This is a genomic window from Sphingobacterium sp. IITKGP-BTPF85 (assembly GCF_001006065.1).
GTDB lineage: Bacteria > Bacteroidota > Bacteroidia > Sphingobacteriales > Sphingobacteriaceae > Sphingobacterium > Sphingobacterium anhuiense.
Map to the genome: position 1 here is coordinate 1 of NZ_ASZT02000141.1, position 13625 is coordinate 13625.

The 13625-nt window shown below is 36.6% G+C and carries 13 protein-coding genes and 9 pseudogenes; all 22 read left to right on the top strand.

All coding sequences use genetic code 11. The features are described 5' to 3' along the window. Positions 1-110, top strand: a pseudogene (gene rplE, locus L950_RS34225) (50S ribosomal protein L5); the annotation flags it as partial. Then, positions 103-372, top strand: coding sequence for a 30S ribosomal protein S14 (gene rpsN / locus L950_RS20480; protein ID WP_021190937.1), 270 nt, complete (start codon positions 103-105; stop codon positions 370-372). The pseudogene rplE and the gene rpsN, both read left to right, overlap by 8 nt. 134 nt (positions 373-506) lie before the next feature. Further along, positions 507-907, top strand: a pseudogene (gene rpsH, locus L950_RS20485) (30S ribosomal protein S8). Positions 908-927: 20 nt separating this feature from the next. Beyond that, complete coding sequence (rplF, locus tag L950_RS20490) at positions 928-1482, top strand: 50S ribosomal protein L6 (RefSeq protein WP_021190939.1); 555 nt, start codon at positions 928-930, stop codon at positions 1480-1482. Next, positions 1479-1841 carry a 50S ribosomal protein L18 gene (gene rplR, locus L950_RS20495; RefSeq protein WP_183916730.1) on the top strand — a complete coding sequence of 121 codons (363 nt, stop codon included), beginning with the start codon at positions 1479-1481 and terminating at the stop codon, positions 1839-1841. Before rplF ends, rplR begins: the two co-directional genes overlap by 4 nt. An 11-nt stretch (positions 1842-1852) precedes the next feature. Beyond that, positions 1853-2370, top strand: a pseudogene (gene rpsE / locus L950_RS20500) (30S ribosomal protein S5). 5 nt (positions 2371-2375) lie between these two features. Beyond that, positions 2376-2555 (top strand): 50S ribosomal protein L30, encoded by a 180-nt coding sequence (gene rpmD, locus L950_RS20505; RefSeq protein WP_021190941.1) that lies wholly within the window; start codon positions 2376-2378, stop codon positions 2553-2555. Positions 2556-2669: 114 nt separating this feature from the next. Further along, positions 2670-3116: a 50S ribosomal protein L15 gene (rplO, locus tag L950_RS20510; RefSeq protein WP_021190942.1), complete on the top strand. Its 447-nt coding sequence runs from the start codon at positions 2670-2672 to the stop codon at positions 3114-3116. 3 nt (positions 3117-3119) lie between these two features. Further along, entirely contained in the window at positions 3120-4457 is a 1338-nt protein-coding gene (secY, locus tag L950_RS20515; protein WP_021190943.1) for a preprotein translocase subunit SecY, read from the top strand. 9 nt (positions 4458-4466) lie between these two features. Beyond that, a pseudogene (gene map / locus L950_RS20520) lies at positions 4467-5247 on the top strand (type I methionyl aminopeptidase). Between the two features lie 74 nt (positions 5248-5321). Next, entirely contained in the window at positions 5322-5540 is a 219-nt protein-coding gene (infA, locus tag L950_RS20525; RefSeq protein WP_002997456.1) for a translation initiation factor IF-1, read from the top strand. A 45-nt stretch (positions 5541-5585) separates the two neighbouring features. Next, a complete protein-coding gene (gene rpmJ, locus L950_RS20530) occupies positions 5586-5702 on the top strand; it encodes a 50S ribosomal protein L36 (protein WP_038702005.1) in 117 nt (38 codons plus the stop codon). A 27-nt stretch (positions 5703-5729) separates the two neighbouring features. Next, positions 5730-6106, top strand: a pseudogene (gene rpsM, locus L950_RS20535) (30S ribosomal protein S13). Positions 6107-6116: 10 nt separating this feature from the next. Beyond that, positions 6117-6506 (top strand): 30S ribosomal protein S11, encoded by a 390-nt coding sequence (rpsK, locus tag L950_RS20540; RefSeq protein ID WP_021190946.1) that lies wholly within the window; start codon positions 6117-6119, stop codon positions 6504-6506. 58 nt (positions 6507-6564) lie between these two features. Then, positions 6565-7173, top strand: coding sequence for a 30S ribosomal protein S4 (gene rpsD / locus L950_RS20545; RefSeq protein WP_021190947.1), 609 nt, complete (start codon positions 6565-6567; stop codon positions 7171-7173). A 91-nt stretch (positions 7174-7264) separates the two neighbouring features. Further along, positions 7265-8256: pseudogene (locus L950_RS36820) on the top strand (DNA-directed RNA polymerase subunit alpha). Between the two features lie 71 nt (positions 8257-8327). Then, positions 8328-8822 (top strand): annotated as a pseudogene (gene rplQ, locus L950_RS20555) (50S ribosomal protein L17); the annotation flags it as partial. Between the two features lie 141 nt (positions 8823-8963). Beyond that, positions 8964-10096: pseudogene (locus L950_RS20560) on the top strand (aspartate aminotransferase family protein). A 21-nt stretch (positions 10097-10117) separates the two neighbouring features. Then, positions 10118-11089, top strand: coding sequence for an acetylornithine carbamoyltransferase (locus L950_RS20565; RefSeq protein WP_021190950.1), 972 nt, complete (start codon positions 10118-10120; stop codon positions 11087-11089). 39 nt (positions 11090-11128) lie between these two features. Continuing rightward, positions 11129-11924 (top strand): annotated as a pseudogene (gene argB, locus L950_RS20570) (acetylglutamate kinase). 10 nt (positions 11925-11934) lie between these two features. Continuing rightward, entirely contained in the window at positions 11935-12738 is an 804-nt protein-coding gene (gene proC, locus L950_RS20575) for a pyrroline-5-carboxylate reductase (RefSeq protein ID WP_021190952.1), read from the top strand. Continuing rightward, positions 12731-13625, top strand: an 895-nt coding sequence (locus L950_RS20580) for a M20/M25/M40 family metallo-hydrolase (RefSeq protein ID WP_021190953.1), incomplete at its 3' end; no start/stop codon positions are given. The genes proC and L950_RS20580, both read left to right, overlap by 8 nt.

Sequence of the window (13625 nt, forward strand, 5' to 3'; positions counted from 1 at the left end):
GGATGGACATCACTTTCGTGACTAGCGCAGGAAACGATGTTGAGGCTTTAGAATTGTTGAAACAATTCGGTTTACCATTTAAAAATCAAAATACTAATAACAATGGCTAAGGAAGGATTAAAAGCTCGCGAAGTAAAACGCGCTAAATTAGTAGCTAAATTTGCTGACAAACGTGCTGCGTTAAAAGCTGCTGGTGATTATGCTGCATTAGATAAATTACCTAAGAATGCTTCTCCAGTTCGTTTACACAACCGTTGTAAATTAACAGGACGTCCTAAAGGATATATGCGTCAATTCGGTATCTCTCGTGTTACATTCCGTGAGATGGCGTTAGACGGTAAGATCCCGGGGGTTAAAAAAGCTTCTTGGTAATATCAAAAAAATAAGTAATTTTGCCCCAGCAAATCTTATATAAGATTTGCTAGGGTTTTTTACGTTAAAATTTATTAATCGATAAAAGGTCTGTCCCAAAGGTTGGGAAGGAAACCGTTGTCACAATTTTATATATAATGAATACAGATCCAATAGCGGATTACCTTACACGAGTAAGGAATGCCATTAAGGCCAACCACAGGGTTGTTGAAATTCCTGCATCGAACCTTAAAAAAGAAATTACTAAAGTTCTTTTTGATAAAGGTTACATTGCTAATTACAAATTTGAAGAGACTGGAGTTCAAGGCACAATTAAAATTGCTTTGAAATACAATCCTATTAGCAAGATCTCGGCTATTCGTACGTTGACACGTGTGAGTAAACCTGGTTTAAGAAGTATGCAAGTGTTGAGACTATGCCTCGTGTTTTGAATGGTTTGGGTATCGCTGTTTTGTCAACTTCTAAAGGAGTTATGACAGACAAAGAAGCTCGCTTACAAAATGTTGGCGGTGAAGTTTTATGTTACGTTTATTAATCTAGGAAAATCACAAAGAAATGTCAAGAATTGGAAAAGCGCCTATCGCTATACCTGCTGGTGTAACGGTGACTGTATCTGACAAGAATTTAGTTACGGTAAAGGGCCCTAAAGGTGAATTAACACAACAAGTTGATCGTGACATTACAGTTGCTCAAGAAGATGGTAACATCGTTGTAACTCGTGCTACAGATCAAAAAAGACACAAAGCATTACACGGATTATACCGCTCTCTGTTGAGCAACATGGTTGTCGGTGTAACTGAAGGATACAAAACTACTCAAGAATTAGTCGGTGTAGGTTACCGTGCAGCATGTACTGGTAATGTATTAGAGTTAACTTTAGGTTTCTCTCACCAGATTGTATTTATGTTGCCAAAGGAAATTACAGCAACAACTACTGCAGATAAAGGTAAAAATCCTACTATCACTTTAGAATCTATCGACAAACAATTAATCGGTCAAATTGCAGCGAAAATCCGCGGTTTCCGTAAGCCAGAGCCATACAAAGGTAAAGGTATTAAGTTTGTAGGTGAAGTATTAAGAAGAAAAGCAGGTAAATCAGCTAAAAAATAATAACCATGGCAGGACATAAAGCATCTCGTAGAGAGAGAATCAAAAAAGGAATCAGAAAACACCTGGCTGGATCAACAGAGCGTCCACGCTTGTCAGTTTTTAGAAGTAATAAAGGTATCTACGCTCAGATTATTGATGATGTTGCAGGAAAGACATTAGTGTCAGCTTCTAGCACTTCAAAAGATTTTGCTGCTTCAGGCAACAAAGTTGAGCAGTCAAAAGCAGTAGGTAAATTGGTTGCAGAAAAAGCAGTTGCAGCTGGAATTAGTAAAGTAGTTTTTGACCGTAATGGGTACTTATACCATGGCCGTATCAAATCTTTGGCTGAAGGTGCTCGCGAAGGCGGTTTAGACTTTTAATCATAGAAGAAATGGCATTAAGCAATATAAAAAGAGTAAAATCAAGCGAGATTGAATTAAAAGATCGCTTAGTAAGTATCCAACGTGTAGCTAAAGTTACTAAAGGTGGTCGTACTTTCAGTTTCTCTGCAATCGTGGTTGTAGGTGATGAAACGGCATCGTTGGTTTCGGTTTAGGTAAAGCGAAAGAGGTTACTGAAGCAATTACGAAAGGAATTGATGACGCTAAGAAAAACTTAGTTAAAGTTCCTATTATCAAAGGTACTGTTCCTCACGCTCAATATGGTAAATATTCAGGTGGTTCAGTTTTGATTAAACCAGCAATCGCAGGTACAGGAGTTTTAGCAGGTGGTGCAATGCGTGCCGTATTAGAATCTGCAGGTATTAAAGACGTATTAGCAAAGTCATTAGGTTCATCTAACCCACACAACGTGGTAAAGGCAACTATTGACGCTTTAGCTAATATGCGTGATGCGTACACAGTAGCGCAGCACCGCGGTGTCGATTTAAACAAAGTATTTAACGGTTAATTATCATGGCAAAAATTAAAATCACCCAGATAAAGAGCGTTATCGACAGAAGCGAGCGCCAAAAGAAAACTATTGAGGCATTAGGATTGAAAAGAATCAATCACTCAGTAGAAGTTGAAGCTACACCTGCTATCATTGGTATGGTGAGAAAAGTGAATCACTTAGTAGCTATCAGCACTATTTAATATTAGCATATGGAAAGGGCTTTAGGGTCTTTTCCATTACTTGCTATCAATCAATTTTTTAATAGTTAGGACCTGTTTAGTGAAAGCGAAGGCCTAACACAATTTAGTTTTAAAATGAACTTAAGTAATTTAAGACCTGCAAAAGGTTCCGTAAAAAATCGTAAACGTATTGGTCGTGGTACAGGTTCTGGTCGCGGTGGTACTTCTACACGTGGTCACAAAGGAGCAGGTTCTCGTTCAGGTCATAGTACAAAGATCGGTTTTGAAGGTGGTCAAATGCCTTTGCAACGTCGTGTGCCTAAATTTGGTTTCAAAAACTTAAACCGCGTAGAGTATAATGGTGTAAACTTAGATGCTTTGCAAGAATTAGTTGAGAAGCATAATTTGACTACTGTAACTTTGGAAGAATTAGTTGCTCATGGATTAGTAGCTAAGAAAGATAAAGTTAAGATCTTGGGTCGTGGTGAGTTGAAAGCAAAAGTTGAAGTTACAGCACATGCGTTCTCGGCTTCTGCTCAAGCAGCTATTGAAGCAGCAGGCGGTTCTATTGTTAAACTTTAATAAATGAAGAAACTAATCACAACCTTAACCAATATTTGGAAAATAGACGATTTACGTACACGTATTTTGAATACGTTGCTATTTCTTCTGATTTACCGTATTGGATGTCATATTGTATTACCTGGAGTTAATCCTCAAGCTTTGGCTTCCGGTCAAAAAGAAGGATTACTTGGATTGCTAGATATGTTTGCAGGGGGGTCATTCTCTCGCTCAGCTATCTTTGCATTGGGTGTAATGCCTTATATCTCGGCATCCATTGTTGTTCAGTTACTGGGCATCGCGGTTCCTTATTTCCAAAAAATGCAGAAAGAGGGTGAAAGTGGTCGTACTAAAATGAATCAAATTACGCGCTATCTAACGTTAGCGATTACTTTGCTTCAAGCGTTTGCGTATGTTAGAACTCAAATTGAGCCTGCTGCGAAAACATTAGCAGATCCTATGTTCACTATTCTTACTGCAATAGTTTTGACAGCGGGTACTTTGTTTGTAATGTGGCTAGGAGAAAAGATTACTGATAAAGGTATTGGTAATGGTATTTCCTTGATCATTATGACTGGTATTATCGCACAATTGCCAAGTGGTATTACTGCGGAGTGGGTATCACGTATGAGTAAAGGTGGTGGTGGACCAATTCCATTATTATTGGAGTTTTTAGCTTTGTTCTTTGTAGTTGTATTTACAATTTTAATTGTACAAGGTGTTCGTAAGATTCCTGTTCAATATGCAAAGAAGATTGTTGGAAACAAACAAGTGGGTGGAGTAAGACAGTATATACCATTAAAGGTTAATGCTGCTGGTGTAATGCCAATCATTTTCGCGCAAGCGATTATGTTTGTGCCAATGAGTCTGGGTCAATTTTTCCCTAATCTTCAGTCTGATTTCTTAACATCGTTGAGTAACTATACATCTGTTGCTTATAATGTAACTTTTGCTATTTTGATTATAGCATTTACATTTTTCTATACAGCAATTATGGTTAATCCTCAGCAGATGTCTGATGATATGAAGAAAAATGGTGGATTTGTTCCAGGTATCAAACCAGGTCTAGAAACAAGTAACTTTATTGATCGTGTGATTTCAAATATCACATTCCCGGGAGCAATTTTCCTTGCGATTATTGCTATATTACCTGCTATTGCAAGTTTATTCGGTATTAATAATCAATTTGCGCATTTCTACGGAGGTACGTCCTTATTGATTTTGGTAGGTGTTGTGTTGGATACTTTGCAACAAATTGAAAGCCACTTATTGATGCGTCACTATGACGGATTAATGAAAACTGGACGTATAAAAGGAAGAACTCCTGCGTCAGTTGAGGGTGTAGATCAGTCGGCAATTTAAATTCTTTAGATGTCTAAAGTATATTATAAATCAGAGGAAGAAATAGAGCAAGTGCGTTTGTCTGCAAATGTACTTTCGCAATTGCTTGGTGAAGTTGCTAAGGTTATTAAACCTGGCATCACCACCTTATCTCTTGATAAGTTAGCTTACGAGTTTATCCATGATAATGGTGGTACGCCTGCGTTCCTTAATTATCATGGATTTCCATACTCACTTTGTATTTCTGTTAACGATCAGATCGTTCATGGATTTCCAAGTGATTATATAATCAAAGATGGAGATCTTGTTTCTGTTGACGGTGGCGTAAATCTAAACGGTTTTATTAGTGATTCAGCTACACTTTTGGTGTGGGTAATGTTACTGAAGAGGCGCAGCTGTTACTTGATGTAACAAAAGAATCTATGTACAAAGGCATAGAGCAAGCTGTAGCTGGAAAACGTGTTGGAGATATCGGTGCAGCTATACAGGAACATGTTTCTAAATATGGTTTTGGTATTGTACGAGAATTAGTTGGACATGGTGTCGGTTTTCATTTACATGAAAACCTGAGGTGCCAAACTACGGTAAACGTGGTGCTGGTGCTAAGCTAGAGTCTGGTTTAGTTATTTGTATTGAACCAATGATCAACGCAGGAAAGGCAGGCGTGAAGTTTTGGGATGACGGATGGACAGTAAGTACTGTTGATGGTAAACTGTCGGCGCACTTCGAGCAAATGGTCGCTATTCGAAAAGGTGAACCCGATGTGCTGTTGACATTTGAACATGTAGAGAAAGTTTTAGGTGAAAAATAGTTGATTTTCAATTATTTTATATATCTTTGCACTCCTGTTTGCAGGCTATTTAACAAAATAATAATCAAGAATATATGGCTAAACAAGCCTCAATTGAACAAGATGGAATAATTAGAGAGGCACTTTCTAATGCTATGTTTAGGGTGGAATTGGAAAATGGGCATGAAATCATTGCTCATATTTCTGGTAAAATGCGTATGCACTATATCAAAATTTTGCCTGGGGATAAAGTTAAATTAGAAATGTCTCCTTATGATTTGACTAAAGGACGTATCACATACCGTTATAAATAACGGATTGGTAGTCTGATAGTGCAAGCTTTTGAAAATATTAAAATCATGAAAGTAAGAGCATCAATAAAAAAACGTAGCGCTGATTGTAAGATCATTCGTCGCAAAGGAAAAGTTTTTGTAATCAACAAAAAGAACCCTAAGTACAAACAACGTCAGGGTTAATTATTTAAAAATAATCGCTAAACATATATGGCAAGGATAGCAGGTATTGACTTACCTAAAACAAAAGGGGTGTTATCGGCCTTACCTACATTTTTGGTATCGGTCGTACAACAGCAGAGCTTATCTTAGATAAGGCGGAAATCAGTCATGACATTAAAGTTCAAGATTGGAATGATGATCAGTTAGCAGCAATTCGTACTTTGATTTCTGATGAGATTAAAGTGGAAGGTGCTTTACGTTCTGAAATTCAATTAAACATTAAACGTTTAATGGATATCGGTTGTTACCGTGGATTACGTCACCGTAAGCATTTACCAGTTCGTGGTCAACGCACTAAAAACAACTCTCGTACTCGTAAGGGTAAACGTAAGACAGTTGCAAACAAGAAAAAGGCTACTAAATAAAAATTAAGAAATGGCTAAAACTAAAAAAGCTGCAAAAAAACGTATTGTTGTTATTGAGCCTGTTGGTCAAGCACACATCAATGCTACGTTTAATAATATCATTGTAACTTTGACTAATAATCAAGGTCAAACTATTTCTTGGTCAAGTGCTGGGAAAATGGGTTTTAGAGGGTCTAAAAAGAATACACCGTACGCGGCAGGACAAGCAGCAAATGACTGTGGAAAAGTTGCATACGATCTAGGTCTACGCAAAGTAGAAGTATTCGTAAAAGGACCTGGTGCTGGACGTGAGTCGGCTATCAGAACATTACAAACTGTTGGAATCGATGTGACTACTATCAAAGATATCACACCACTTCCTCACAACGGTTGTCGTCCTCCAAAACGTAGAAGAGTTTAATTAGGTTAAAGATAAGATTCATTAGCTAAAGGCTAATAGATACTTTAAGAGAAAAAAAATGGCTAGATATACAGGACCTAAGTCCAAAATTGCCCGTAAATTTAGAGAGCCGATTTTCGGCCCAGATAAAGCGTTAGAAAAAAAGAATTATCCTCCTGGACAACATGGAGCATCTAAACGCAGAGGTAAACAATCTGAATATGCTATTCAGTTGTTAGAAAAGCAAAAAGCAAAATACACTTACGGGGTGTTAGAGCGTCAATTCGCTAATTTGTTTGTTAAAGCTGCCTCAAAACAAGGTATTACAGGGGAGATCTTCTTGAAATTATTAGAAGCTCGTTTAGATAACACGGTATACCGTTTAGGTATTGCCCCTACTCGTTCTGCTGCACGTCAGTTAGTATCGCACAAACACATTACTGTTAACGGAGAATTAGTTAACATTCCATCATATAGCTTACGTCCAGGTGATGTAATCGCTGTTCGTGAGCGTTCTCAAACTCTTGAAACAATCACTGATTCAGTTGCTGGTAGAATCATCAACAAATACTCATGGTTGGAGTGGAATGCAAAAGAACTTACAGGTACTTTCTTAAGTTTCCCTGAGAGATCTGACATTCCTGAGAATATCAAAGAGAACTTAATCGTAGAGTTATACTCTAAATAATAAATAAAGTAGCAATATGCATAGTCCATTATGGATTATGCATATTCTATTGTATTGCAAGTATTATTACAAAAACTTTAAAAAGAAATAAATGGCAATTTTAGCATTTCAAAGACCGGATAAAGTTATCATGCAAAAATCTACAGATTTTGATGGTACGTTCGAATTTCGTCCATTGGAGCCTGGTTTTGGTGTAACCATTGGTAATGCTTTGCGCCGTATTTTATTGTCCTCATTAGAAGGATATGCAATTACGTCGATAAGGTTTTCAGGCGTTTCGCACGAATTTTCAACTATCAAAGGTGTAGTTGAAGACGTTACGGAGATCATTTTGAATTTGAAACAAGTTCGTTTTCAAAAAACTGGTGATCAAGGTGATAGCGAAAAGATATTTGTAGTAATCAATGGTCAAGAGCAATTCTCAGCTGGTGATATCACAAAATTCTCAAACAACTTACAGTATTAAATCCTGATTTGGTTATCTGTAACATGGATAGCTCGGTTACAATTGAAGTAGAATTGAGCGTAGCTAAAGGTCGTGGTTATGTAAATGCTGATGAGAATAAAGTCGTTGATGGTCCTGTAGGATTAATCGCGATTGATTCGATCTTTACTCCGATTAAGAATGTTAAATTTACCATTGAGAACTACCGTGTAGAACAAAAAACTGACTACGAGAAATTGTTGTTAGATATTTCTACAGATGGTTCGATTCATCCAGAAGAAGCTTTAAAAGAGGCTGCTAAAATCTTAATTCAACACTTTATCTTATTCTCTGATGAGAATATGCTTCTTGAGTCTCAGACTAAAGAGGAAACTAAAGTTGTTGATGAAGAAATTTTACATATGCGTAAAATTTTGAAAATGGAATTAGTTGACTTAGATCTATCAGTTCGCGCATTGAACTGTTTGAAAGCTGCTGATATTCGCTCACTATCTGAACTAGTTACTTATGACGTAGCAGATATGTTGAAATTCAGAAACTTCGGTAAAAAATCATTAAGCGAAATCCAAGAATTGGTTAAATCGAAAGGTTTATCATTTGGAATGAACTTGTCTAAATATAAGTTAGACGAAGATTAATATATTAATAAGCGGCTTGTATATAATTCCCTCTGTGAAGAGACGGTATATACATTAAAATTAAATTAAAAATGAGACACGGAAAAAAAGTAAATCACTTAGGTCGTACTGACAGCCATAGAAAGGCAATGTTAGCTAACATGGCAACGTCATTAGTAAAACATAAACGTATTACAACAACTTTAGCAAAAGCAAAAGCGTTACGTAAATATGTTGAGCCTTTGATTACTAAATCTAAAAACGATACGACTCACTCTCGTCGTACTGTTTTCGCTTACTTAAAAGATAAAGAGGCTGTTACTATCTTGTTCCGTGAGATTTCGGAAAAAGTAGCTAATCGTCCAGGTGGTTATACACGTATTATCAAAATGGAAAATCGTTTAGGTGATAATGCTGAAATGGCATTCATCGAATTGGTAGACTATAATGAAATTTACGGTTCTAAAGCTGCTACTGAGAAAAAAGCAACTCGTCGTCGTGGTTCTTCTAAGAAGAAAGCTGATACAACTGAAGAAGCTCCAGCTGAAACGGATGTTACTGCGTCTACAGAAGAAGAAAACAAAGATAGTTCTTTAACTTTTTTAGATGTAAAGCCTATCATGAAAATGATAGGCTTTTTTATTTTTAACGGATTTTTAGGAAGACTTAGCTATATTTGCAATGCATATCGGACTTATGTTTCTCATTTAATTATTTATTCATTATCAATGGACTTATTTAACGTTTATCCCATTAATCCAATCAATATTGTAAGAGCACAGGCTCAACGGTGTGGGATGCCGAAGAAAATCCTTACTTGGATTTATATGGTGGTCATGCTGTGATTTCAATTGGTCATTCGCATCCACATTATGTTCAACGTATCACAGAACAATTAAATCAAATTGGATTTTATTCGAATTCTGTGGAGATTCCTATTCAGCGTGAATTAGCTCGATTATTAGGTAAAGTTTCTGGGAAAGAGGATTATCATTTGTTTTTATGTAATTCAGGTGCAGAGGCAAATGAAAATGCGTTAAAGTTGGCTTCTTTTTATAATTCAAGAAAAAAAGTGATTGCTTTTTCAAAGGCATTTCACGGTCGTACATCTTTGGCAGTAGCTTGTACTGATAATCCAAGTATTATTGCTCCTGTCAATGAGACTGATAACGTCATTTTCTTACCTTTTAATGATGAAGATGCTTTATCTAATGCTTTCAAAAATTATGGCGAGGAAATTTCATCGGTGATTATTGAGGGTATACAGGGTGTTGGTGGCATAAGGGAAGCGTCTGTTTCATTTCTTCGTCTGATACGCACACTCTGCGACCAGTATGCTTCTGTATTTATCGCTGATTCAGTACAGTGTGGTTATGGCCGTTCTGGTTTGTTTTATTCTCATGATTATGCTGGGATAGAAGCTGATATTTATACTATGGCAAAAGGTATGGGTAATGGTTTTCCTATCGGTGCAATTAGCATCGCTCCAAAATTTGTGGCAACATACGGTATGTTGGGAACTACTTTTGGAGGAAATCATTTGGCTTGTGCAGCCGCTGTTGCTGTCTTAGAAGTTATTCAACAGGATAGTTTAATTCAAAATGCAGCTACTGTTGGATCTTATTTAATTGAAGAATTACGCAAGTTTAATCAAATTTCTGAAGTAAGAGGAAGAGGACTGATGATAGGTATTGATTTACCCAGTGAATTAGCGTATGTAAGAAAAGATCTGTTGGAAAAGCATAGAATATTTACAGGTGAAGCAAAGCCTACTGTAATACGCTTATTGCCCGCATTAAATACAACAAAAGAAATGGCCGATCAATTTTTAACGGCTTTTACAGAAATTTTGGAAGGTTAGTTTTTTGAATAAGATAAATATATGAAAAAGTTTTTTTCAGTTAAAGATGTTGCTAGTGTTTCTGAAATAGTTAAAGAAGCAATGGAGTTGAAAGCTAATCCTAACACTTTGGAAAGTTTGGGCAAGTACAAAACATTGGGTCTGGTATTTTTAAACCCAAGTTTGCGCACACGTTTAAGTACTCAAAAAGCAGCTATGAATTTAGGAATGAATGTCATGGTTATGAATATGGATAAAGATGGCTGGGCATTGGAGACTCAAGATGGTGTCGTAATGAACGGAACTACTGTTGAACATATCCGTGAGGCCGCAGCGGTAATGGGTGAGTATTGTGATATTTTGGGCTTACGTTCTTTTCCTAAATTGAAAAATAGGGATGAGGATTACTCTGAAGATTTATTTAATAAGTTTATCGAATATTGTGGTGTTCCAGTTGTGTCTTTGGAAAGTGCAACCCGCCATCCTTTACAGAGTTTAACTGATATTATAACAATAAGTGAATATAAAGTCACAGAAAAACCAAAGGTTGTTTTAGCGTGGGCACCACATGTAAAAGCTTTGCCACAAGCGGTACCAAATTCTTTTTCAGAGTGGATGTGTCAAGCGCAGGTTGAAGGCCTGGTTGATTTCACTATAGCGCATCCAGAGGGATATCAATTGTCTGAAGAGTTTACTGAGGGTGCGAAGATTTCAAATGATCTAGATCAGAGTCTCAAAAATGCAGATTTTGTTTATGTAAAGAATTGGTCTTCTTATGAGGAATATGGTGAAGTATATCCAGTTATTGAAAATTGGTTAATTGATAATGAGAAATTAGCGTTAACAAATGACGCAAAGGTTATGCATTGTTTACCAGTAAGACGTGATTTAGAATTATCCGCAGAGGTACTTGATGGGCCAAATTCTTTAGTCATTAAGGAAGCTGGTAATCGTGTATGGGCTGCACAGGTTGTTTTAAAACGTATGCTTGAAAGCTTAGAAAAAAATAAATAGGTCTGTAAATAAATTATTTTGGAAGATTTAGAGAGAAAGATGTCAAATAGTGGCCTTAATATTATAAAAATTGGTGGCAATATTATCGATGATGAAGTATTGTTAGACTCATTTTTGGAAAAATTTGCGGCTTTGCCTGGCAAAGATCTTAGTGCATGGAGGAGGAAAGATTGCGACACGTATTGCAACAGATTTGGGAATTGAAGCTAAGATGGTGGAAGGCAGAAGAATTACAGATGAAGCAATGTTGCGGGTTGTTACAATGGTGTACGCGGGTTTAACTAATAAAAATATTGTTGCAAAGCTTCAAGTTTTACAATGTGATGCTATTGGTTTAAGTGGTGCGGATGGAGGTACAATTAAAGCAATAAAGCGACCTGTTAAAGATATTGATTACGGCTTTGTCGGGGATATTTTGCACGATTCTGTCAATACTGCTTCTATTAAGAAATTTTTGGAAGCGGGATTTGTTCCTGTATTTTCTGCAATAACTCATAATGGTTTAGGACAACTTTTAAATACCAATGCAGATACGATCGCATCAGCTTTAGCTGTTGGGCTGTCATCATTATATGATACATCTCTGGTATATTGTTTTGAAAAAAATGGTGTACTTAAAGATATCAATGATGAACAGTCTGTAATTAATTCAATCCGTGCCGACGAATTTTTACAGTTAAAGGAAGACGGTGTTATTCATGATGGAATGGTACCAAAATTGCAAAATGCATTCGATGCTATACAAAAAGGTGTTCGGAATGTGTATATTGGTCATGCCAATAATTTGCACTTATTCCAACAGGGCCAATTTGGCACTTGTTTGACCTTAAAATAGAACTTTAATCATGAAAAGAATTACCATTATCGGAACAGGGAATATTGGTTTGTCTCTTGCAAAAGGATTAGTAAAAAATCAGTTTTGTAATGCAGATCAAATCACTTTAACAAGACGTAATATTAAAGCCTTAAATCAAGAAAGGGAAGATGGTTTTGTTGTTACGGATAGTAATATCGAAGCAGTTAGAGATGCCGATATTATTGTCTTTGCAATTTTACCACAACAATTACGAAAAGTTTTGGAAGAAATAGCTCCGATAGTTCAAGGTTCTAATCAGGTTTTTGTATCTGTTGTATCTGGGGTAAGTTGCGTTGATATAAAAGAAGTGCTTGGTGTAAATGCATTGGTCGTAAGGGCAATGCCAAATACAGCAATTGCAATTGGTCAGTCGATGACATGTATTGCAACTGATAATGCACCTTCAGATATTGTGAAGGATGTAGAAGTTATGTTTGAAACGGTGGGCGCAGTTGTGGTTATTAACGAAGATTTAATGACTTCTGCTACTGCATTATGTGCTTGTGGTATTGCTTTTTTCTTGAGAGCTATACGAGCAGCTTCACAGGGTGGAGTAGAAATTGGTTTTCATGCGCATGATGCTCTTAAAATGGCTGTTCAGACAGCAAAAGGTGCCGCAGATTTATTATTGCAAACTCAATCACATCCTGAAAGTGAAATTGATAAGGTGACTTCGCCTAAGGGGTGTACTATTGCAGGGCTTAATGAAATGGAACACCATGGTTTCAGTTCCGCATTTATTAAAGGAATAAAATTGTCTGCACAAAAAGCTGGAGGCCTCTACAATGAATAATCGAGTTCAGTTATTTGAAGAAAGTTTAGCCTTATTAACGTCTTTAATACGTACCCCTTCTTTTAGTAAAAAGGAAGAAGAAACTGCAACGATAATAGCACAATTCTTTACTGCGAAAGGAATTGTTCCCTACAGAAAAGCAAATAATATTTGGGTTTATAATAAATGGTATAATACCGATAAGCCTACAATACTGTTGAACTCACATCATGACACTGTAAAACCAAATACTGGTTATACAAGAGATCCATTTTCTCCAGATATAGTAGATGGAAAGCTTTATGGATTAGGAAGTAATGATGCAGGTGGATGTTTGGTTTCTTTGATTGCAACTTTTCTACATTTTTATGAAGACAAAGATTTAAAATATAATTTTTGTTTAGCAGCTACTGCTGAAGAGGAAATCTCCGGTAAATGTGGAATTGAATCAATTGTTTCAGATTTAGGAGCTTTAGATTTTGCGATAGTAGGAGAACCAACTTTAATGGATTTAGCGATCGCAGAAAAGGGCCTAATGGTATTAGATTGCACTGCTCATGGCATATCAGGCCATGCTGCACGAGATGAGGGAGAAAATGCTTTATATAAGGCATTAGCAGATATTGAATGGTTTAGATCCTACCAGTTTGAGCGTGAATCAAATAAATTAGGACCCATTAAAATGTCCGTGACGATGATTCAGTGTGGTGTTCAACATAATGTTGTTCCCGCAACTTGCGATTTTGTTGTCGATGTTAGAACAACAGATGCATACAGTAATGAAGAAACATTAGAAATAATAAAACTACATGTACAATCTGATGTCCATGCTCGTTCAACACGTTTAAATTCATCTTCTATTCCAGAAGATCATCCTCTTGTTTTGTCAGGTGTTAGTCTTGGAAAAA

Bases quoted from the DNA above. Each gene is read 5' to 3' on its own strand.
- secY (WP_021190943.1), top strand. From the start codon at position 3,120: ATGAAGAAACTAATCACAACCTTAACCAATATTTGGAAAATAGACGAT.
- rpsK (WP_021190946.1), top strand. From the start codon at position 6,117: ATGGCTAAAACTAAAAAAGCTGCAAAAAAACGTATTGTTGTTATTGAG.
- rpmJ (WP_038702005.1), top strand. From the start codon at position 5,586: ATGAAAGTAAGAGCATCAATAAAAAAACGTAGCGCTGATTGTAAGATC.
- rpsD (WP_021190947.1), top strand. From the start codon at position 6,565: ATGGCTAGATATACAGGACCTAAGTCCAAAATTGCCCGTAAATTTAGA.
- infA (WP_002997456.1), top strand. From the start codon at position 5,322: ATGGCTAAACAAGCCTCAATTGAACAAGATGGAATAATTAGAGAGGCA.
- rplF (WP_021190939.1), top strand. From the start codon at position 928: ATGTCAAGAATTGGAAAAGCGCCTATCGCTATACCTGCTGGTGTAACG.
- L950_RS20565 (WP_021190950.1), top strand. From the start codon at position 10,118: ATGAAAAAGTTTTTTTCAGTTAAAGATGTTGCTAGTGTTTCTGAAATA.
- rpmD (WP_021190941.1), top strand. From the start codon at position 2,376: ATGGCAAAAATTAAAATCACCCAGATAAAGAGCGTTATCGACAGAAGC.
- proC (WP_021190952.1), top strand. From the start codon at position 11,935: ATGAAAAGAATTACCATTATCGGAACAGGGAATATTGGTTTGTCTCTT.
- rpsN (WP_021190937.1), top strand. From the start codon at position 103: ATGGCTAAGGAAGGATTAAAAGCTCGCGAAGTAAAACGCGCTAAATTA.
- rplO (WP_021190942.1), top strand. From the start codon at position 2,670: ATGAACTTAAGTAATTTAAGACCTGCAAAAGGTTCCGTAAAAAATCGT.